Origin of the sequence: Gluconobacter frateurii, from assembly GCF_002723955.1 — a bacterium.
In the GTDB taxonomy this organism is placed as follows: domain Bacteria; phylum Pseudomonadota; class Alphaproteobacteria; order Acetobacterales; family Acetobacteraceae; genus Gluconobacter; species Gluconobacter frateurii.
Genome location: NZ_BEWN01000005.1, coordinates 182,051 through 203,587, shown reverse-complemented (window position 1 = coordinate 203,587; position 21,537 = coordinate 182,051). Strand labels below are relative to the sequence as shown.

Genomic DNA, 21,537 nt, shown 5'->3' with positions numbered 1-21,537 from the left:
AGCCATGAATTACGAGAGATCAGACCGGGTTGCTGGTGTTCTATACGCGGAAGATTTTGATTTTCCCGCGTCTGAAGATGTGTCGCTTCCTGCTCATGAGGAAACCCAGAAAGAGCCAGAAGTTCTGGTTCCTTCCTATACTGAGGAAGATCTGGAGAATGCTCGGCGCGCAGGAGAAGAAAAGGGAAGGCTCGAAGAGCGACGAGATTTTGCGTTGGAAAAAGAAGAATGGATTAATGGGGTTGAGCAGAAGGTTCTTGATCTCATTAATGAACTGAATGAGCAGTTTGAGAATGTGTTAAGAAACGTATCTGAAGAAGCTGCTTCAGTATTACTTTCCCAAGTGGCTGCTCTGTTTCCATCCCTGCTTCAGAGTACAGGGAAAAAGGAGCGGGATGCTGTTCTGGATAAAATTCTTTCTTCGCTCAAACGGGTTGTCTGCCTTCGCATAGAGGCTCCTGAACAGGAAATAAATTATTTGTCGACCTTATGTGCGCAGGCGGGCGTCATAAAGATGGATTGTCATGTCAATGATGCTCTAGCTCCTGGCGATTTTCGATTTTCTTGGCCTGAAGGACAAGCTTTCCGAAATGCTGGAAGTATAGCTCAAGATATCATGAGAAACTTTGAGTGTATTAATTAAGTAAAAGGAATACCGTCGATGTCTGATACAAACAAAGAATTCGACCTGGATAATGTTGAGGGAGGCTCTTCTCAGGCACCTGAAGCTCCAAGGTTCGCCCATGATCTCGAAGCGATCTATGACATACCGGTTACAGTGAGTGCGGTGCTTGGGAGAACAACCATGCAGGTGAGTCAACTGCTGCGTCTGGGACGGGGGGCTGTGGTAGAGTTGGATCGTAAAATTGGGGATTCAATCGATATTTTAGTGAACAATAGGTTAATCGCTAGAGGTGAGGTGGTCATGGTCGATGAGTCTCGACTTGGAGTAACAATGACAGAAATCATCAAGTCCGAAAAAGTTAAAAACTAGATGGTATTTTTACGGATATTTAACTTTGTGAGGAGATAATTTCCACATTCGGAGCGAAAATAGGTTCCTCCGTCTAGTGTTGGCGGAGAGGCGCAAATGAGTGAGGCGCAAGGCAGTTTTCCTGTTCTTCAAAAAATGCCTGCGATTTCTGGTGCTCTTCAAAAGATACCTTTGCCGAATTGGGTGCGAGGACAGGCTCGTTGGCTCCCTGGCTCCGATGTGGGGCTGGCGCTTGCTGTAGCAGCACTCCTTTCCGTACTTGTTCTGCCTCTCCCGACTTTTATTCTGGACGTAGGGCTGGCTCTTTCAGTTACCGCTTCTGTATTAGTGCTCATGGTCGCTCTTTTTCTGACAAGACCATTGGATTTTACATCTTTTCCTACTTTATTATTGTTGACGACCCTGCTTCGCCTGTCACTAGAGGTTGCCACAACACGCCTTATTCTAAGTCATGGTTATGAAGGTGCTTATGCTGCAGGCCATGTCGTAGCTGCCTTCGGTGGTTTTCTTATGGGGGGCGATGTTGTTATCGGGGCCATTTTGTTTGCCATTCTACTTGTGGTGAATTTCATGGTTATTACCAAGGGTTCAGGACGTATTGCTGAGGTGGCAGCACGGTTTTCTTTGGATGCGATGCCAGGAAAGCAAATGGCGATTGATGCGGAGCTTTCCTCTGGTGCAATCAGCGATAAGGTTGCCCGGCAAAGACGGAAAGAGCTTCAGGAGGAAAGCGGTTTTTATGGCGCAATGGACGGTGCTGCCAAGTTCGTGCGTGGGGACGCAATTGCCAGCCTAATTATTACGGCGATCAATATTGTTGGGGGGTTGGCTATTGGTATCGGTCGACATGGAATGTCAGTTTCTGATGCGGCGTCCGCTTTCACGACACTGACGATTGGTGACGGACTTGTTTCTCAAATTCCTGCCCTCCTAGTTTCGACAGCTTCCGGTATTGTCGTGACAAAAGGCGGTACTGAGGGGGCGGCAGATGTTACTCTTGTTCGACAGCTCGGTGGTAATCCAAAGCCATTAGCGCTCGCGGCAGGGTCTGCGGCGGTGTTAGCTCTTATGCCGGGTCTGCCAGCTTTGCCTTTCTTGGCTCTTGCAGGTCTTGCTGGCGCTGGAGCATGGTTTCGGCATCGGTCGCCAATCCAGGATCAGGATGCCGATGGCGATGCAGTCAGTTTGCCTGAAAATGCTCAGCCTTCTGAGGTGCCAATTTCAGAAAGTCTTCGCGTTGATCTGCTGCGGCTTGAACTCGGCTTTAACCTTCTTTCGATCGCCAGTGGCGACGGCGCCCGTCTGACCGAACAAATTAAGGTTCTGAGGCGAACAATTGCTGGCGAAATGGGGTTCATCCTGCCTCCCGTGAGAATTCAAGATAATTTGCAACTTTCGGCAGATTCTTATTCCGTGCGCATCAAGGAAATAGAAATTGGTCATGGCGAAGTACAGATAAACCGTCTTATGGCCATGAACCCCAAAGGAGGTTTGCCCGATTTGCCTGGGGAGCAGACGCGTGAACCTGCTTTTAACCTGCCCGCCCTTTGGATTGATCAAAACCTGCGAGAAAAAGCAATTATGCAGGGCTATACGGTGGTGGACCCAGCCAGCGTGATCATTACGCATTTGACCGAGCTGGTACGTGAAAATATGTCTGACCTTCTCTCGTATACGGAGACGCAAAAGCTGCTGGATGAAATGCCGCGTGATCAGCAGAAGCTGATTGTCGATCTTGTTCCCTCTCAGATCTCAGTCAGTGTTATCCAGCGTGTTCTTCAAGGGCTGCTTGCCGAGCGTATTTCGATAAGGGATCTTTCTGGTATTCTTGAGGCGCTTCAAGAGGGATGCGGCATGGGGCAGAAATCAGTTTCTGCTCTGACAGCTCATGTACGCGTGCGGTTGGCTCGACAAATTAGTGCAGCGGTCACAAGTCCTAAAGGCTACATCCCGATTTTGACGCTAAGTCCGGACTGGGAAGTCGTTTTTTCAGAAAATATGACTGGCCCCGCTGATGATCGCCAAATTGCACTTCCACCTTCTCGTCTTAACGAATTTGTAGGGAAATTGCGTCAAGCTCTCGATATGGCGTTGGGGCAAGGTGAAAACCCGGTCATCCTTGTTGCAGGCGGTTTCCGTCGCCCAGTCCGGATGATCGTCGAGCGCATCAGGCCAGCGACTATGGTTCTTTCGCAGGCAGAGATTTCAACGCGGGCAAAGATATATACCGTGGGGGTCATTCAGTGAGGCAACGTATAGAGAGTGGTGGATCATGCGGATAAAGCTGATCCGGGATGTCTCAATGTCAGCCGCAATGGCGACACTGCGTAATACGCTGGGAGAAGACGCTTTTATCCTCTCCTCTCGGGCGACGTCCGAAGGAGGGATAGAGCTCACTGCGGCACTTGATCCGGAACTGCCCGCTGAAGATGAGCGAATCAAATCTTCTCCTGCGGTAAAGACAGTTCCGAAAAAAACATTTCAAGACTGGCATGGTTTGGATCTGAGTAGTTTTTCTGACGACGGGTCGGAATTGAATTACAAAAAGGTTTTTTCAGAGAACATTTCGTTCGAAGCGCTCGATCTGTCTGTGGAGGCGCCTCCTGTTATGGTGTGTGGCGTCCCCGGCAGTGGAAAAACCCTGACAATTTCCCGATTGGCTACCCGTCTAGCTCTCGCTGGTATAGCGCCTGTGGTTATGACGACAGATACAGAGCGTTCTGGGGCGCTGGAACAATTAGCGGCGTGTACTCGAATACTTGGTCTGGATCTCATCGCGGTTGAAAGTTCTAAAATGCTGGAAAATCTGTGCCGCGTAAAAAGGGGCAAGATGCCCGTCCTTATTGATACCGGAGCAGTCGTTCCTTTTGACGAAAAAGGGATGAAAATACTGGCTGGTCTTCAAGAAGCTGCCGAGGCTAGTCTGATATTGGTTCATCCCGCCGGAGAAGACCCTTTTGAGACTGAAGAAACAGTTTCATGGTTTCATAAAAATGGCGCCAGTAAAATGATAGTCTCTCGTACGGATTGCGCGCGTCGTTTGGGGGGCGTTGTCAGAGGAGCCATGGCTGGCATGTCTCTGGCCGAAGCAAGTACGGGAAGCCAATTGATTGGTGGCCTTAGAACTCTGGATCCCTCCAGGCTTAACGAACTGATGATGTCTAAATGGGAGACCGCATCAACGATTTCCTCAGATGGGCCTCAGAAGAAACTTGCTCAGAGTGTTGTACCTATTGTTTCGAGGCGCGCGGCAAATTCAGATTCAAATTTGTTAAAAACGAACGTGTCCACTGTGACTGGGGCTGCGGCTCTTATGAGGCATATCGCTGCACAGGGCGGTGTATGATGGACCCGGTCATGGATCATCAAATTAAACAACGGCCGCCGGAAACTCTAGTCGTTGCTTCCTCTCATCCACGCCGGACGCGAATTATTGCAGTGGCGTCGGGCAAGGGAGGAGTAGGCAAGACTTGGCTTTCTGTTTCGCTAGCACAGGTTCTGGCACGTTCAGGATATAAAGTTCTAATTTTCGACGGCGATTTTGGTCTGGCGAATGTAGATATTCAGCTTGGACTTGTTCCCACTCATGATGTGGTGGATATTTTATCCGGATCCGTAACGATAGAAGAAGGGGTCCAGCATTTCCGGGGAGGAACCGGGCTCTCTGCGTTTTCTTTCGACGTCCTTCCCGGACGGTCCGGTATTTCGGCTATTTCTGGCATGGATTGTGAAGCGCTTGATAAGCTGCTCTTGTCGCTCAGGCTGGCAAAGCAGTACGATTTTGTTTTGCTGGACCTTTGTGCGGGAATAGATTCGGTTACCCGACATTTGGCGGCCATCTCAGATCAGCTGTTGGCTGTCACAACAGATGAGCCTACGGCGCTGGCAGACGTTTACGCAATCATGAAGCTTTATCTCCGGGACCGACGCCGCGTTGGAGGCGACGACATGCACTGTCAGCTGGTCATCAATCAGGCTTCCAGTCATCGTAGTGGCGTCCAGACATATGAAAAGCTGCTGCAAGCGTGTCGTTTCTTTTTGAAATGGGAGCCTCAACTCGCGGGAACGGTGCGCAAAGACAGTAGGGTCCCTGCTGCCATACGTAAGCAGTCCAGTCTTATGGAAACATTTCCTGCCTCCCCAGCGGCCATAGATGTTGGACGGCTTGTTCGTCAGGTGGTTCAGGGCAACTTACCTGCAATGGAATAAATCGCGGCTTACGTCTCTCTGAGGGATCGCTTATGGTTCCTGGGTTACTGTTCCCAGGAATGTACTGACCATGCGCGTTGCCCTGATCCAGATGGCTCCTTCGGCTGACCGGAGTGCCAATATCCTTCAAGCTCAGCGGCTGGTTTCAGAGGCTGTGAAAGCTGAGAAGCCCGATCTTGTTGTTTTGCCTGAAATCTGGAGTTGTCTGGGGGGCGCGGTGGCGATCAAGCAGGCGAGTGCGGAACTTCTTCCAGCTCCTGGTGACACGGGAGGTGTGCTGTATGAAGCGTTAAGGGCCATGGCTCGCGAACACAACATTTGGGTTCATGGCGGTTCAATTGGAGAGCTTTGCGGTCCTGACACTGGTGGCAAGCTTGCCAATACCTCACTCGTTTTCAATCCCCGCGGCGAAGAATGTGGGCGTTACAGAAAAATCCATCTCTTCGATGTCGTCACGCCTAATGGCGATGGTTATCGGGAAAGCGATAACTATGTACCTGGCGAGACGATCGAAGTTGTCGATATTGATGACGTCCCGACTGGCCTAGCGATTTGTTATGATCTGAGGTTTGCTGAACTGTTCCTTGCACTTCGAGCTGCAAATGTAGAAATGATTATTCTGCCGGCAGCTTTTACGCAGCAGACGGGGGAGGCTCACTGGGATATTCTGGTCCGTGCTCGCGCCATTGAGGCGCAGGCGTGGGTGATAGCGTGTGGCACGACAGGGTGGCATGTCGATGGGCAGGGTAATCAGCGTCAGACGTATGGTCATTCCATGATTGTCAGCCCGTGGGGAGAAGTCGTTCTTCAATTGGGGAGCGAAGAAGGTTGGGGCGTGGCGGATCTTGATATGGATGAGGTCCGTCAGGTGCGGCAGAGAATGCCTGTTCAGGCAAACAGGCGGTTGATCTAACCACCATGAAAATCGCTTTTACGGCTGCTGCTACTGATGCCGCGCAAGATGCACTCGCTGTTTTCTCTGCCCGTTATGGGAATGTCCCTCTGGAAAAGGCGGATGTTGCCGTCAGTCTGGGCGGCGACGGATTCATGCTGGAGACACTTCATCGGGTGCTCGGTCTGGATCTGGCTGTCTACGGCATGAACTACGGCACCATCGGATTCCTCATGAACACTCCGGATGAGGATAATCTGCCAGAGCGTTTATTGAATGCGCAGCCCTCTCTTCTTCACCCGCTCCATATGACTGCGACAACTGTCAGTGGGGAGGTCGTTGAGGGGAAAGCTTTTAACGATGTGTTCCTCTTCCGCCAGACCCGGCAAACTTCCAGGATACGTATTGAGATTGATGGCCGGACAAGACTGGATGAACTGATTTGCGATGGCGTGATTGTCGCTACGCCAGCCGGTTCGACAGCCTATAATCTTTCCGCACATGGCCCCATTGTGCCTCTGAGTGCGAATATTCTGCCGTTAACTCCTATCTCTGCTTTCCGTCCAAGGCGGTGGAGAGGGGCTCTCTTACCCTCGACCGCGGTAGTGCGATTGACGCTTCTTGATACGGACAAGCGTCCGACGGCAGCGGTCGCAGATTTTAAGGAAATTCGAGATGTCGTGGAAGTCGTAGTGAAAGAGGACCGCAGACAGCATGCTACGGTCCTGTTCGACCCGGATCATGGTCTGTCCGAACGGATTATCGCCGAACAGTTTCTACCCTGATGTCACAGAATAGGCGTTAGGAGAGGCTTGCCTTCGAAATGGGCAACGAGGTTATCCACCATAAGATTTCCCATTGCCGTTCTCGTTTCAATAGTTGCCGACGCCTGATGGGCCTGAAGAACCGTATTCTCCAAGGTAAAAAATTCTGGATTAATATTGGGCTCGTTCTGGAAAACATCCAGGCCCGCTCCGGCAATACGCTTCTGCTTCAGAGCGGACAGGAGAGCTGCTTCATCGACAACTGAGCCGCGTGCAATATTGATGAGCACACCGTCAGGTCCAAGGGCGTCCAGAATGGCAGCATCGACCATATTTGCTGAGCGTGGGCCGCCCGAAACAGCAAGAACAAGGACGTCAGACCAGTCTGCCAAGGCTTTCAGGTCCGGTTCAAAGCGTAGTGTGCTTTCTGGGCGACGACGGGAATTGAAGTAAGCCAGTTCCATGCCGAAGGCTGTAGCGCGGTGGGCAATGGCCTGCCCGATATGGCCAAAGCCTGCAATTCCCATACGCTTTTTGTTAACGCTTCTCGAGAGAGGAAGAGGCTGCGTTGGCCATTTCCCCGCGCGGACGAGACGATCATTGAGAACAGTTTCACGCATCACAGCAAGCATGAGGGCGATGGCCATGTCTGCCACGTCATCGGTAAGTGTTCCGAGTGTCGTGGCTACACCAATCTTGCGCTGACGTGCCTTTTCCAGATCAATCTGGTCAGTGCCGACCCCGTTGACCGAAATCACCTCCAGTGCCGGGAGTGCGTCCATAATAGGGCGTGGCAGACCTGATCCGCCACCTGTCGCCACGCCGCGGATTTTATCTGCGTAAGGCGAGAGCGCTTCAGGTCCCTCGTACTGATGGATTGTAAACAGGCTTTCCAGTCGTTCCGTGATGGCCGGAGGGAACTGGTCGATTGCCAGAATGTCAGGACGGGAAGACAAGGCGTTTCTCCAATCTGGTGACGTTAAGCCTCAACGGGGCCAAGTTCTTTTTCAGCAAAATAGCGGCAAGCTTCTTCGACTTCCTGCCAGGTGACATCAAAGCCTTCGTCAGGACCGTAATATGGATCTGCTACGGCATTCCCCTGTCGGCCCGGAAGATGGTCCAGCATTAGGGAAACACAAGCCTTGCTTCCATCGGGCTGCAGATTACGCAGGTAAGACAGGTGGGAATGGTCGAGTGCCAGAATATGATCAAATCGATCAAAATCTTCGCGTGTTACAAGCCGAGCTCGAAGATCTGATGCATCCAGTCCATGTTGAAGTGCAACACGGCAGGCTCTGGGGTCTGGCGGGTATCCGAGATGCCAGTGTCCGGTCGCGGCTGAGTCGATATCAAGGTTCAGGCCACGGATCGTAGCTTCCCGACGCATGGCGAGTTCTGCAAGTGGGGAACGGCAGATGTTACCTGTGCAGACAAACAGGAAACTCTTCAAGCGCCGGTGAGCCATATGAAAAATGCCATTGTTGCAATGGAACTGAGCGTTCCGAAAAACAGGACCGATGCGATTTCGCGTTCGAGTGCATGATACCGCATCGCCAAGATAACGTTGATGGAAGCGCTCGGGATTGCCATCGTCAACACACTTTCCTGAAGTGCCTGAACAGGAAGGTGCCACAGGCGCGCGAGAATGTAGATGATGCCGGGGATCACAATATTCCGAACGCCAACAATCGTGCCAACCAGCGGGCTGAAACGGACCTGACGGGTAAACAGCACGACACCTGATGCGAAAAGGGCGGCGCCGCCTGTTGTGCGTCCTAGGAGCTGAAGCGAGCCTTTCAGAAAATGCGGAATGGATGCGCCTGCGCTGACAAGGATCAGTGCCATGAGAGGCACCCAGACGACTGGTTCGCGACAGGAGTGCAGGAGGTGTCCCACAAGCTCCCTTAGTTCGTCGCGGCGCTCTGCGGACGGTGATCGAGGCTGGCGCCCCTCATGATCATGCCCCATGAGGATGAGCGTGATAGGAAGCTGGATCAGGTTCATTGCCAGTGCGGCAATAGAGATCGGGACGCCGCTTGCTGCTCCAAAAATCTGACCAAGAACCGGAATACCAATAAAGGGCACGGAAGGCCCGGTAACGGTCATGGCAATCATTGCCGCTTCGCTCAGGCGGCGTTTGAGCGCAAAACGGAAAATTGAAAAAACAACAAAATATCCGCCGACCATGGCGAGGAGGATCAGGGCGGCGACAGGTCCCGCGGAAAGAACCTGAGCTTTTGGTGTGCTGAGAATGGAGACCAGAAGTTCAAGGGGCAAGGCGTAAAGCATGACCAGTCGCGTCAGAACGCCAGCCTGCTGGGCGTCGAAATCTTTGCGATAAGCAGCGAAATAACCGAAACCAAGCGTGACCAGGATTGGAAGGATCGCTTCAACGATCGTGAGCAGCAGGTTGGGAGAACTGGTCATGTATTGCTCATAAAAATGCGGAAGTTCCAGCTGTGTCAGGGTTCTTTCGTAATGACATCGTTACCATTCGTCCATCCCCGCTGGCGCGGGTAATGATTGACCTGAGTGCTCGGGAGTGTCTTTCTGGAGCAAATCTGTCCCATTTTCTTTCATGGTCAAATCATGCAGTCCATTTTCGATACCTTGGTTGGCTTCATTCTGACGTTGCTAGGGCTGATTGTGGCCGCCGTCACCTTTGTCGAACTGCTTGTCAGGACTGCTTTAGGCAGTATCGGGATCCATGGTCCGATCCAGACAATATTGCTGGTGCTTTTGTTCGTCGCGTTAGTAGGGCTGTCATTACGTGTTTTTGGGAGATTGCTGGCCGTTTTGCTTACAGCAGCATTCCTCGTCTATCTGTTGCATGCCCTTCTGGGGATTCCGCACACTATACCCATGCAGAGTATCCCCCAGCAGGACAAGACTGTCAGTTTTTAAAGAAAGTTGTGGTGTCCGCGAGAGGATTCGAACCTCCGGCCCCAGGATTCATACCACTTCGGCTTTCGCCGCCGCACCCACTATGAGTGCGTTCGTGGTCTGGACTGTCTCTTCACCAAGGCATTCTGAAAGCCCAGGTGTCACCCGTACAGTCTCTACACCTTCTCTCTGCCACGGCAGAGAGCTTGGCTCGGGATTGGCACGACTCAAGTAAGTCAGAGCGTTCCCCGAATTTGAGCGAATCCACTATGGAGTTTCCAGCCATAGCGCCCAATTCAAACTTAGGAATCCTGTGCTCTATCCTGCTGAGCTACGCGGACACACATTGGGAGTGTTATCGCACGACCGTTTTTTTCGCAAGGCAGTGAGAACGCCAACAGATTCTGAAAAAATACGTTAAAAATAAAAAAACTAAATCTTTCCAAACGTTGTTTTGAGAAAAAACATATGAAAATTAAATTACCAATTTTTAGAAACAATTTAAATATTATTTCTAAAACAAGGATTTGATAGAGCAATTCCTACAAAAAGGAACCCTTCTAAAGAGAAGATGTTTCTTGCGCTTTTGTTTCGGCTGTGCTTCCAGTCGGCACCAACCTGTTAGGTTCCTTGATATCAAACTTATAGAAACGTCTGTATCAAGAAATTATTCTCAGGTGGCTTTCTGCTCGTAAGCTGTTCTTCGGACGGCACGTGAGAAAGTAGTGCATTTGGAGGCATGTCTGCCCGCCTTGTCTTGGCGCTGCAGGTTTTTAACCTCCAAAAAAAGGCCGTAATCCATCGTGAGTCTAAATCTCGTACGGCGGAGAAGTGGTCGCTGGGCATTATCAGCGCTTGGGTAGGAAGGATGGCAATACCGCAGCCCTGTTCCTACAGCATGCGCTTTGAAGCGCGGTTTTAGGTTTGCTTCGGTTTGAGGATACTTGTCATGATTTCGTGTCGGATGTCTGCTCCGGTTCAGGGCTGTTTTCGTCCGGAGCCATGTTCTGATTACGGATATTGATGGGTATGACCAAAATGCTTTCCGGTTCCGTACGTCAGGCTCGTGAAACCGACCCCACTCTGTTGCGCCTCAAGCTGATAGGCCAGATGGAAGCCCGGACTTTGACGGGCGAGAGCGTTCTTCCTGTTGGGGGGAAAACGCGCGCACTTCTCGCCATTCTTGCTCTTTCTGACAGAAAACCGGTCTTGCGTTCTCGGCTGGCGGAGTTGCTTTGGAGCCGGCGCCCTGAAGATATGGCTCGTGCATCCCTGCGCCAAGAAATTCATCGTCTGCTCGATGCCCTAAGCCCTGTGGGGGTCGAGCTCATCGATGTGCAGCGTCATTCACTAACGTTAAAGCCTGCTCTGACGTCCGTGGATGCGGAACGTATTCTCACGGCTACCGTCCGGACCATTGATGGCATTCCTGCCCCTGAAGAAATTCTTCTTGGAGAACTCAGTGGCATTGATCCAGCCCTTGATGAATGGCTGGACCAGCAGCGGGCACGACTGTCTCATCATCTTCTTGCGATTTATGAAGGCTGTCTGCGAGAATTGACGGACGCTGATCAGGTTGATGATGTCACGGATCGTCTTCTCAAGGTTGATCCGCTCAATGAAGCAGCATGGCGTGCCAAAATCCAGAATGCTCTACGACGCGGCGAGCACGCTCGTGCCACTATGCTTGCAGAGCAGGCGACTAGAGTGTTGGGGCAGCAGGAAGGGCTTACGCCAAGTCCACTTACTCAGGGGGTGCTGGCGAGCGTCTTGAAAATTCCCGGGTCCGAAGGGGGTATTGCGACTTCGGATGCTGCAGGGTCAGAGGTTATTTCGGCCCAATTTTCAGGAGGGGATGAAAATTTCCCACTGGCCGTCTCTGGTCAGCGAACCGATCCCATGTTGGCTCTGCCTCTGCATCTCGCCCGGATGGCTGCAGGTCAATCTCGCAAGATTTCATTGTTGATCCTGACGCCGTTCACGGCTGATGGTCATAAAGACATTGAACTGAAATGTGCCACCAGCCTCGGCGATCAGTTTGAACTGCTATTTGTGCATGTCGATACGTTCGATATCGTCGCGATGCCGGAAGGCTTTGTGCCTGATCCGGTAAATCCCATGGCGTCTTATCGGAGCCTTGGAGCTGACTATATCATCACAGGTGCTGTACGTGCCGGCGCTTCCGATCATGCACTTCGCCTGATTTTGAAGGTCATGGATGTTCGTGCCGGCGGCGTTATTGTCTGGGGCACTCATTATGATCTTCCAGAAATGGATCCAATGTCAGTGGCATCAGGGCTGATCGGCCCTGCGTCCGCCATGCAATGGGGGCTTCTCCTGGCAGAAGCACGCCGTATTGCTAATCGGGCAGATGGCGAACTGTCAGCTCTCGGAAAAGCTGCCCGGGTCTTTATGCTTTTGCTTAAAGGGAGCAACGAGGTTTTCCCCCATGTTAGCCAGCTGCTGGAAATGGCAGGGACCGAAGACCCGCGAGAGGGAAATATCGCCCTCATGCAGGTGCTGTACTGTCTGATCCGTTATGAAAATGACTGGAGCGATGAAGGTACAAAGCTTCTGACGACGGGGGTTCAGTTCGCTCGGCAGCTTGTCAACCTCAAGCCTGATGCATCTGGAGGAGCGGTTCTGCTGGCGACGCTGCTAATGCATGATCGGGCATCGCTTCCGATGGCTCGGTCCATTATTCATATGCTTGCAAAGACGTTGGGAGGTCTCAAAAGCGGGAATGATCTTCCGGACTATATGCTGTGTCATCTGCTGCTACGGTTGTTTGATGAAGATTTGAAGGGGGCGGCAGAGCTCGCCGGGCAGTTACGAAACAATCCGTATCATTCGCCTCTTTATATTCTGATTCGGCCATTCTTCATGATGGTCATGATGCTTGGTGGTGAACGCCGCGATGTTATCGAAATGGGGCGTCTGATGGCAGGGCTGTATCCCAACTATCCAAGTGCCCTGGTCTATTATCTCGTTGCTCTCGTTGAAGAACGCGAAAGCGAGGAAGAAATCCAGCATGTCCGTGATCACCTGCACCGACTGGTTCCGGATCTGACAATTGCGAAAATTCTGAGCCGTTTTCCATATCTGAGTGAAGCGAAAAAGACTGAACTTCATCAGGCTTTTCTGGGCGCTGGCCTCTCATAAGAGACCTGTAAGCCAGGAGGGCGCTTGGCCTTGCCCGGCGGGCGCGATATGAACACGGAATTGATGTTGCCCGGATGCAGGTTTCGCCAGTCTGTATCCATGCCCGTGACGGCCCTGGCCCGGCCTGCAGGACCACCATGATGTCTCGTACGCAGATGACTGCTTCCCGCTCTTTCCATCGTTCCGCAGTTCGCGTTGCCCTCGGCATGCTCGCACTTGGAACCGTCGCAGCTTGCGGCGGTGCTCGTGATCCCAGCAGCCTGACAGCACCTCGCAATCATCTCCTCGGTGTTGACCGTGGCGCAGAAGGTGGTGCTGATCAGCTCAAGGGTGGTGTGAACGCCTATCTGTGGCGTGGCGCGATTGACACCCTCTCCTTCATGCCATTGGCATCTGCCGATGCCGTTGGTGGTGTTATCCTGACAGACTGGTACCAGCCGCCGGCCAGCAAGGATGAGCGCTTCAAGATTGCGGCCTATGTGCTGGATCGTCGCATGCGTTCCGATGCCCTGCGTGTTTCTGTATTCCGTCAGACGCTTCAGGACGGCCAATGGCAGGACACCCCTGTCTCCGCCACGACGACTTCCGACATCACGACCCGTATCCTGACCCGTGCCCGCCAGCTGCGTGCGGAAAATGGCGAGCGGGGCAACTGAGTTAGACATGAGCGATTCCACGACCCCGGCTTTCGATTTTCACTCACGAGAGCCGTTCTGGCAGGCCGAGTGGAAGCAGCGGAACGTTTTTGCCGTTCCGGATGTACCTCCTGCTGACCGTCCAAAGTACTATGTCCTTGAGATGTTTCCGTACCCTTCCGGGCAGCTTCATGTCGGGCATGTGCGAAACTATACGCTTGGAGACGTTGTAGCGCGCTACAAGCGGGCACGCGGATTCTCTGTGCTGCATCCGATGGGATGGGATGCGTTCGGACTTCCTGCGGAAAATGCAGCTCGTGAACGCAATGTACATCCTGGCAAGTGGACGATGGAGAACATCGCCACCATGCGCGGAACATTGCAGCGTCTGGGCTTCTCGCTGGACTGGGATCGTGAAATCGCGACGTGCCTGCCGGAATATTATGGCAAGCAGCAGAAGCTGTTTCTTGACATGCTGGCGGGTGGTCTGGTCGAACGTCGTGATTCGTCGGTCAACTGGGATCCGGTGGACCAGACAGTTCTGGCCAACGAGCAGGTTGTTGAAGGACGTGGCTGGCGGTCAGGAGCACTGATTGAGAAGAAAGTTCTCTCTCAGTGGTTCCTGAAGATCACGAAGTTCGCCGAGCCTCTGCTGGACAGTCTGGGGAAGCTTGATCGCTGGCCTGAGCGTGTGCGGACGATGCAGGAACGCTGGATCGGTCGTTCCGAAGGCGCGCGGGTGCGGTTTGCGCTGCACAATCCACCGGCCGGGTTCGACATGGATCTGGACGGCATCGAAGTCTTTACGACGCGCCCTGATACGCTGTTCGGCCTGAGCTTTGTCGGTATTGCAGCGGATCATCCGCTGGCCGCCAAGGTGGCGAAAACTAATCCGGCTGCCGCAGAGTTCATTGAAGAGTGCCGCCGCCTTGGAACATCCGAGGAAGTGATCGAAGCTGCTGAAAAGCGCGGCTTTGATACGGGTCTTCGCGTCAGCAATCCGCTGAACCCGGATCAGTCCGCACCGATCTGGATCGCGAATTTCGTGCTTATGGATTACGGAACAGGCGCGGTGTTCGGTTGCCCTTGTGGCGATCAGCGCGATCTTGATTTCGCCCGCAAGTACGACTTGGCTGTTCCGCAGGTTCTGCTGCCTGCCGGAGAAGATGCCGAGACGTTCACGGTTGGCAAGAAGGCCGTGACCGGAGACGCGAAGCTCTATAACTCAGGGTTCCTTGACGGGCTCGATGTCGCTGTTGCCAAGAAAACGGTCATTGAGCGTCTGGAAGGCATGGGCGTCGGGCATGGCGTCGTGAACTGGCGCTTGCGTGACTGGGGCATTTCCCGTCAGCGGTACTGGGGTTGTCCGATCCCTGTCATCCATTGCGACAGCTGTGGTGCAGTGCCTGTTCCTGATGATCAGCTGCCGGTCGTTCTGCCGGAAGACGTGACGTTTGATCGCCCGGGCAATCCGCTGGACCATCATCCGACATGGAAGCATGTGGCTTGCCCGAACTGTGGTGCCCCGGCGATCCGCGAGACCGATACGTTCGATACATTCGTCGATAGTTCATGGTATTTCGCACGCTTCACGAGCCCCCATGCCGCGACCCCGACGCTTCCGGAAGCGGCTAATGGCTGGCTGCCGGTTGACCAGTATATCGGCGGTATCGAGCATGCGATCCTGCATCTGTTGTATGCACGCTTCTTTACGCGAGCGATGCATGAGACCGGGCATCTTGGGATTGATGAACCGTTTGATGGCCTGTTCACCCAAGGTATGGTGACGCACGAAAGCTACAAGGATGCGAGCGGCTGGCTCTATCCGGAAGAGGTCGAACGCCGTGGAGAGCAGGTTGTCCGCCGCGATAACGGAACGCCGGTTCAGGTGGGCCGATCGGAGAAAATGTCCAAGTCCAAGCGCAACACGGTTTCTCCCGTAGAAATCATTGAGCGGTTTGGCGCGGATACGGCCCGCTGGTTCGTGCTGTCGGACAGCCCCCCAGAACGTGATATGGAATGGACGGCTTCTGGCGTTGCTGCTGCCGCCCGCTTTGGGCAGCGTCTCCATCGTCTGGTGTCGGCTGTTGCCACGGCTGATCCGATCGACAGTGTTCATGGTTCAGCCGGGGACAATCTGCGTCGTGTCACCCATCGGACTATTGCGGCCGTTACAGAGGCGCTTGAAGCCTTCACACCCAATGTTGCCGTTGCTCGACTGCATGAACTGACCTCTGCTCTGGCTGAGGCACAGAATAAAAGCGGGGAAGGGCTTCCGGCTGCGCGCCGCGAAGCAGCATCTGCGCTGTGCCTGCTTACCGCACCTATGATGCCGCATCTTTCGGAAGACATGATGGCCGTGCTTGAGCCGGGTGGCGATCTTGTGGTGGACAGGGCATGGCCGGAAGCTCAGGATGAGTGGCTGGCGGTTCAGAGCGTCACGATTGGCGTTCAGGTGCTTGGAAAGCTGCGTGGAACCATTGAGGTTCCGCCAGACGCTCCGAAGGATCAGGTGCTGGCTGCAGCAAAGGCCGAGCCGAATGTGGCTCGCGCCTTGGAAGGTAAGCGCCTCGTGAAGGAAATCCACGTTCCGAACCGGATCGTCAACTTTGTAGTGGCAGGCTGATCGTGAAACGTTGCAGTGCTCTGACGGTAACGGGCTTTCTGATGCTGGGAGGGTGTGGTTTCACACCTCTTTACGGAAAGCTGTCCCCTAAAACTGATGTTTCTGCAGAGCTGGCTCAGGTTTATGTAGCGAACATTCCGGGGCGTTACGGTCAGGAACTGCGACTGGCACTTCAGAAAGATCTGGCAGGTGCTGGGCCGGAAAACCCGCAACGTTACACGTTGCGGGTCAGTTCAGGCGCCAATACCGAAGCCATTGATATCCATCAGGACAACACATCCGGCCGCAACCGTGTAACAGGCAATGCCCATTGGCAGCTTTTTACGGTAGAGCAGTCTCCCCAGTTTGTGACGCAGGGCGACGTTACGACTTTGGATGGATATGGCACAACGTTTGAGCAATATTTTGCCCAGACCCTGAATGATGAGTCAGTAAAGGGGCGCGTAGCACAGACACTGGCACAAAATCTGACCGAACAGCTGGCGATCTGGTTCAGATCCCACAACATGCCGTCCAAAAATACCCAGGTGGATCTGCCGCGTTATATCAACACCGACAGGATGCCTTCTGATGACGGCACTTCCACAGACAAGGTTGGTGCAGATGGCTTCCCGGCGTCGGCAACGGGGCGTCTCTCACAGGGGACCATCACTAATTAATGAAGGTTGAGACCCGGAATATCGGGCGTGCCTTGGCTGACGCAGGCGGATGGCGCGCAATTCTCCTTTATGGAGAAGATTCGGGACTCATCCGTGAGCGTGCGGCGCAATCTGTTCGGCAGGTAGCAGAAACGCTGGATGATCCTTTCCGTGTGGCTCAACTCGATCGGGACACGCAGGATCGTCTGGAGGATGAAGCAACCGCTCTCTCCTTGATTGGTGGTCGGCGCGCTGTGTGGGTGCGGGATGGACAGGATTCTCTTGTTCCGCTTCTGACCCGTACGCTCGAGACGCAGACCGATACCTTCATTGTCATTGAAGCGCCGGGCCTTTCATCGCGATCCAAACTTCGGGCGCTGGCGGAAAGCCGCAAGGATGTTGCATCCATTGCCTGCTACCCTGAAGAGGGCCGTGCCCTTTCCCAAACTGTCACGGATGCCTTGTCACAGGCGGGTGTCTCTATCGATCGCGATGCCTTGACCTGGCTGATGGGGCGGTTAGGGACTGACCGAAGCGGAGTTCGCGGCGAAATAGAGAAGCTTGTTCTCTATGCAGGCGCTAACGGCCGACTGGATCTGGACGCGGTTCAGGATTGCGTAGGGGATGCCGGAGGAAGTTCTCTGGAAGACGCCGTGTTTGCAGCGTTGTCCGGAAATCGGAGCGAAGCTGATCAGGCTCTTGAGCGCGCTCTTGCCGATGGTGCGAACCCTGTGGCGGTGGCTCGTGCCGTATTGGGTGTTCTCGTGCGGCTGCAGAAGGTTGCACTCGGGGTGGAGAGCGGTCAGGGGCGTGCGGAAGCGATGAAGGCGCTCAAGCCGCCTGTGTTCTTCAAGCGAGCGGCTGCATTCAATCAGGCTCTTGATCGTTGGAATGCAGATGCTTTGGCGCGGGCCATGCGGGAAACGCAGGCTTTTGAACTGGCCTGCAAACAGAGTGGTACGCCGGATATGGCGCTCTGTCGGCGCCATATCGCCTCCCTGTGTGGAATTTGGAAGGCCTGAAAGCTTTTCAGAACTATTCTCGAATTTATGAAACCCGCTTGGATGTCGGGGTCTTTTCTCTGCATGTCTGCAAATGAGTGTCGTGTTGGCGTGGACTGCCAACCGGCGCTTTTCAGGGAAGGATCTGACAATGAGTGGGAAAACCTCCGATGATGCACGCCGCAAGGTTCTGAAAGGCGCTGCTGTGGGCTTGGCTGCCCTTGCATCTGCAGGCCGATCCAGAGCCGAGACCGCTCCTACTCAGAACGGCACTCTTCCGCCCCTGATGGATCCCGGTAAACTTCACACAGCAGGCCCTTTCAAATCACAGCCTCAGCCGTGGCCGGGTCTGGCATCCCACATGACACCGCGCCCCGACCATGGGGAGAAAACCTATCGCGGCAGTGGGCGCATGGCGGGTCGCAAGGCTCTGATTACCGGCGGCGACTCAGGTCTTGGGCGGGCAACGGCAATTGCCTTTGCCCGTGAAGGTGCGGACGTCGCCATCTCCTATCTGCCGCAGGAAGAAGAGGATGCACGGGAAGTCATTCAGCTGGTTCAGGCGGAGGGGCGCAAGGCTGTCGCGTTGCCTGGAGACATTCGGACTGAAGCCTTTTGCCAAAAACTCGTGACCGATGCTGTTTCTGGCTTGGGTGGCTTGGATTGTCTGGTGAACTGTGCTGGTCGACAGCATTATCACGAGAGCATTCTTGATTTGACGACCGAGGATTTTGACTGGACTCTGAAGACCAATCTCTACGCGCTGTTCTGGATCATCAAGGCCGCCATTCCCCATATGCCGCCCGGAAGTTCAATCGTGAATACGAGCTCGTCCAACGCGTACGAACCATCCGAAATTCTCGTGGACTACAGTATCACCAAGGCGGGCATTGCAAATCTGACCAAAAGTCTCGCCAAGCAACTGGTTCCCAAAGGGATCCGGGTCAATGCGGTGGCACCAGGACCATTCTGGACAGCACTGCAGGTGAGTGGCGGTCAACCTATGTCTGCGGTCGAAAAATTTGGCTCTACCGTTCCCATGAAACGTCCGGGACAGCCCGCAGAAATCGCACCCATCTATGTTCAGCTTGCCAGTACGGATGGCAGTTACATCACGGGGCAGGTATTTGGCGTAACAGGCGGCACCGGGGTACCGGGCTGATAAAAAAACCGGCGGAGCAGCCTCCGCCGGTGTGCTGCTTTCTTAGAAGCGGGCTGAAACATCCAGATAGTAGTAGCCGCCCGCGATGCCGAGCTGGTTGGTGCTCATGTAGTACTTTGGAGCACCCAGATAACGGTTTGCTTTAGGCACAGCAGACGGATACGCGGCGAAGATGTTGTTGCCGCCAATCGTCGCGCTCCAATGCGGGTTTATGTTGTAGGTGACGGACGCGTTGGTCGTCCATTTCGGGGCATTCTGGAACTCGAGATAGTTCGTGGTCGAGAATGCGTTCGGGCCAGTGTAGTACGTCAGATTAGAGGTCGTCTGGCCATAACGGATTTCATGTACCGCTACTGCCCATGTGTTGTTGGGAGAATGCCAGCGGCCACCGAAGATGATCTTGGAGCGCGGATAAGCCGTCGTCAGATAGGCGAGCGTTGGAATTGTCAGCAGGTTTGCACCAGTTGTGGTGGTGCCCTGATGACGCAGACGCGTCCGGTTCAGGTTGATCGCAACATCCCAGTCCACATGACCGAAGCGGCCAAATTCGCTGGGATAGGTCGCATTGATGTCCAGACCTTGTGTGCGGGTCGTGGCGACGTTGGCGAACCAGTATGTTGAAAGCTGACCGGCTCCCCAGCTTTCGGAGCCAGCAGGAAGCGGGAAGTTATTCATGGCAAGGGCACTGTAGGCGTCCGAGCCATAAATCGTTCCACCTGGCTGGATGCGGTCACGGAGGTCAATCTGATAGGCGTCTACCGTCACATGCAGCTTGCGAATGGGTTCGACGACGATGCCACCCTCTACGCTTGTGGCCTGTTCAGGCTTCATCTGGGATGCGCCGTTGGCAAGCGCGCCAGCCGAGTTGGCTGCAATCAGGCCTCGTGCGGCAGTTGGGGAGACAGCCAGCGCGGAATAATGCTGCTGGGCCAGTGTCGGGGCGTGGAAGCCGCTGCTGAACGTTCCGCGGACGGCAAAGCGCGGGCTGAAATCGTAGCGTGTGGAAATTTTGCCCGTCTTGGCATTTCCAACATCGGTGTAGTGCTCGATGCGTCCTGCCAGATCGACCTGCCAGTTCTTCATCAGATGCGTTGCAATGTCGATGTAGCCAGATGCAACATCACGCGACCAGTTGCCCGCGTTGTAAGACGTTGTGCCAGGAATACCGTCAGCGCCTGTACCTGCTGTGCTGTCTGCAGAGCCCGTGCCCATTGAGTAAGACTCATAACGATACGCTGCGCCGCCAGCCACGTTGATGCTGTGCGGCCAGAAAGAGAAGTTGAACTTCCGGGAGAGGTCAAAACTGCTCGTCCACTGGGAGTTGTTATAGCCTTGTGCGTTGTAAAAATTCGTCGGCGACCGCCCAGAGGCCGTATAGACGGCACTGTTGATTGTGCTGAGCGCATCGAACCGATCGAAATCGCGGCCATAGACCGTAGAAAGGTCCCAATGCCAACCGGCCAGCATGCCCTTGAAACCGGCCGTCAGCTCGTAGTCGTTTTCCTCCAGCGCGAGGATCGGTGAGTAGCCGTATGGGTATTTCGCGGCGTATCCCGGATAGGCGGTGAGCGTCGATGGCAGGCGATAGTTCTGGTAGGATTCCGCATGACGATGAGCATAGGTCGCGCTTGCGTAAGCCTGAACGTTCTCAGTGATGTCATAGCCCGCAGTGATGGCAACGCTTTCACGCGTCTGTTCGGGCTGGCTCAGCACCTGGTTGGTATACTGGTTCGTACGATTGTCTTTGCCGGACCGGAAAGCGTGGTCCTGATGCACGAAATCGCCACCGATATGGACGTAACCGCGGTTGTGAAGATTGAAGCCACCATCCAGATAGACGCCCTGTTGGAAGCCATCTCCTTCGCTCGTAATCCCGGTATTGGAACGCATGTTCAGACCGTGATCCTGCTTTTTGGTGATAATATTCACCACGCCGGCAATCGCGTCCGAACCATACTGGGCAGAGGCACCATCCCGCAGAACTTCAATATGGTCGATCATGGACATGGGAAGCATGTCGATATCAACGGGGGTGGCGCCTTGGGACGGGCCGGGATCGGCATAGATGTTTGCCGTCGTGTGACGGCGTTTGCCATCAACCAGTACAAGGGTTTCGTTCGGGTTCAGACCTCGCAGAGCGATTGTATCCGTTAGTGCGCCTGCATCGAAGCCAGCTGTCGGAACGGTCAGAGACGGGAGCAGGAGCGAAAGAGCGTCACGCAGGGTGGGCTGACCCGTTGAAGCGATCTGCCGGTTTGATACCACGTCGATCGGGGAGATCGAATCACGGGCCTTTTTGCCGAATTCACGGGTTCCCGTCACGATGACAGATTCATTGCCGCCGGAAACATCCTTGGCAGGTGCCGGTGCAAGTGATGGATGGCTCTTCGTTTTCTTGTGGGTGCCTTCTGCTTTTGCGGTAGGGGCTGCACAAAGTCCTGCAACCGGCATGACAAGGGAGGAACCAAGAAGAGTTGTGCCCAGAAGCACGATATGCCGGGAGGAAAAACGTACAGACACGATTTAACGATCTCACGAGAGTGTTTGATAATTCGACAGATTGGTGTCGTG

Annotated in this window: 18 protein-coding genes; 14 read left to right on the top strand and 4 right to left on the bottom strand. The window is 54.0% G+C overall.

Annotation, left to right across the window (positions count from 1 at the left end; genetic code table 11):
* Positions 1-4: 4 nt before the first annotated feature.
* The 7 genes from GFR01_RS13770 to GFR01_RS13740 all read left to right on the top strand — a co-directional run bounded on the left by GFR01_RS13770 (position 5) and on the right by GFR01_RS13740 (position 6,880).
* Entirely contained in the window at positions 5-643 is a 639-nt protein-coding gene (locus GFR01_RS13770; protein WP_099183018.1) for a hypothetical protein, read from the top strand.
* A gap of 18 nt (positions 644-661) precedes the next feature.
* On the top strand, positions 662-994 hold the full coding sequence (fliN, locus tag GFR01_RS13765) for a flagellar motor switch protein FliN (RefSeq protein ID WP_099182900.1): 333 nt from the start codon (positions 662-664) through the stop codon (positions 992-994).
* A gap of 96 nt (positions 995-1,090) precedes the next feature.
* On the top strand, positions 1,091-3,241 hold the full coding sequence (flhA, locus tag GFR01_RS13760; RefSeq protein ID WP_099182899.1) for a flagellar biosynthesis protein FlhA: 2,151 nt from the start codon (positions 1,091-1,093) through the stop codon (positions 3,239-3,241).
* 25 nt (positions 3,242-3,266) lie between these two features.
* The gene (locus GFR01_RS13755; protein ID WP_099182898.1) at positions 3,267-4,340 is read left to right on the top strand and encodes a flagellar biosynthesis protein FlhF; all 1,074 of its coding nucleotides are present in this window, start codon (positions 3,267-3,269) and stop codon (positions 4,338-4,340) included.
* Positions 4,341-4,351: 11 nt separating this feature from the next.
* Entirely contained in the window at positions 4,352-5,203 is an 852-nt protein-coding gene (locus GFR01_RS13750) for an AAA family ATPase (protein ID WP_276327982.1), read from the top strand.
* A gap of 70 nt (positions 5,204-5,273) precedes the next feature.
* Complete coding sequence (locus GFR01_RS13745; RefSeq protein WP_099182897.1) at positions 5,274-6,116, top strand: carbon-nitrogen hydrolase family protein; 843 nt, start codon at positions 5,274-5,276, stop codon at positions 6,114-6,116.
* 5 nt (positions 6,117-6,121) lie between these two features.
* The gene (locus GFR01_RS13740; protein ID WP_063905266.1) at positions 6,122-6,880 is read left to right on the top strand and encodes an NAD kinase; all 759 of its coding nucleotides are present in this window, start codon (positions 6,122-6,124) and stop codon (positions 6,878-6,880) included.
* 2 nt (positions 6,881-6,882) lie between these two features.
* On the opposite strand, the gene GFR01_RS13735 is transcribed toward GFR01_RS13740, so the two are convergent.
* From GFR01_RS13735 to GFR01_RS13725, 3 genes are read right to left on the bottom strand one after another with little or no spacing between them, the layout of a single operon-like run.
* Positions 6,883-7,815 carry a 2-hydroxyacid dehydrogenase gene (locus GFR01_RS13735; RefSeq protein ID WP_099182896.1) on the bottom strand — a complete coding sequence of 311 codons (933 nt, stop codon included), beginning with the start codon at positions 7,813-7,815 and terminating at the stop codon, positions 6,883-6,885.
* Between the two features lie 23 nt (positions 7,816-7,838).
* Entirely contained in the window at positions 7,839-8,324 is a 486-nt protein-coding gene (locus tag GFR01_RS13730) for a low molecular weight protein-tyrosine-phosphatase (RefSeq protein ID WP_099182895.1), read from the bottom strand.
* Positions 8,306-9,286 carry an AEC family transporter gene (locus GFR01_RS13725; protein WP_099182894.1) on the bottom strand — a complete coding sequence of 327 codons (981 nt, stop codon included), beginning with the start codon at positions 9,284-9,286 and terminating at the stop codon, positions 8,306-8,308. Before GFR01_RS13725 ends, GFR01_RS13730 begins: the two co-directional genes overlap by 19 nt.
* Positions 9,287-9,448: 162 nt before the next feature.
* On the opposite strand from GFR01_RS13725, the gene GFR01_RS13720 reads away from it, so the two are divergent.
* The 7 genes from GFR01_RS13720 to GFR01_RS13685 all read left to right on the top strand — a co-directional run bounded on the left by GFR01_RS13720 (position 9,449) and on the right by GFR01_RS13685 (position 18,966).
* Positions 9,449-9,763, top strand: coding sequence for a hypothetical protein (locus tag GFR01_RS13720; protein WP_099182893.1), 315 nt, complete (start codon positions 9,449-9,451; stop codon positions 9,761-9,763).
* 1,008 nt (positions 9,764-10,771) lie between these two features.
* Complete coding sequence (locus GFR01_RS13710; protein ID WP_244902299.1) at positions 10,772-12,904, top strand: AfsR/SARP family transcriptional regulator; 2,133 nt, start codon at positions 10,772-10,774, stop codon at positions 12,902-12,904.
* Between the two features lie 74 nt (positions 12,905-12,978).
* Complete coding sequence (locus tag GFR01_RS13705) at positions 12,979-13,560, top strand: DUF3576 domain-containing protein (protein ID WP_063905273.1); 582 nt, start codon at positions 12,979-12,981, stop codon at positions 13,558-13,560.
* A 7-nt stretch (positions 13,561-13,567) separates the two neighbouring features.
* Positions 13,568-16,165: a leucine--tRNA ligase gene (leuS, locus tag GFR01_RS13700; protein ID WP_099182891.1), complete on the top strand. Its 2,598-nt coding sequence runs from the start codon at positions 13,568-13,570 to the stop codon at positions 16,163-16,165.
* A gap of 2 nt (positions 16,166-16,167) precedes the next feature.
* A complete protein-coding gene (locus GFR01_RS13695) occupies positions 16,168-16,824 on the top strand; it encodes a hypothetical protein (RefSeq protein WP_063905275.1) in 657 nt (218 codons plus the stop codon).
* The gene (holA, locus tag GFR01_RS13690; protein WP_099182890.1) at positions 16,824-17,825 is read left to right on the top strand and encodes a DNA polymerase III subunit delta; all 1,002 of its coding nucleotides are present in this window, start codon (positions 16,824-16,826) and stop codon (positions 17,823-17,825) included. The genes GFR01_RS13695 and holA overlap by 1 nt, the downstream gene beginning before the upstream one ends.
* A gap of 130 nt (positions 17,826-17,955) precedes the next feature.
* The gene (locus GFR01_RS13685) at positions 17,956-18,966 is read left to right on the top strand and encodes an SDR family oxidoreductase (protein ID WP_099182889.1); all 1,011 of its coding nucleotides are present in this window, start codon (positions 17,956-17,958) and stop codon (positions 18,964-18,966) included.
* Positions 18,967-19,008: 42 nt separating this feature from the next.
* On the opposite strand, the gene GFR01_RS13680 is transcribed toward GFR01_RS13685, so the two are convergent.
* Positions 19,009-21,486, bottom strand: a complete 2,478-nt coding sequence (locus GFR01_RS13680) for a TonB-dependent receptor plug domain-containing protein (RefSeq protein ID WP_373317602.1) — start codon at positions 21,484-21,486, stop codon at positions 19,009-19,011.
* Positions 21,487-21,537 lie beyond the last annotated feature (51 nt).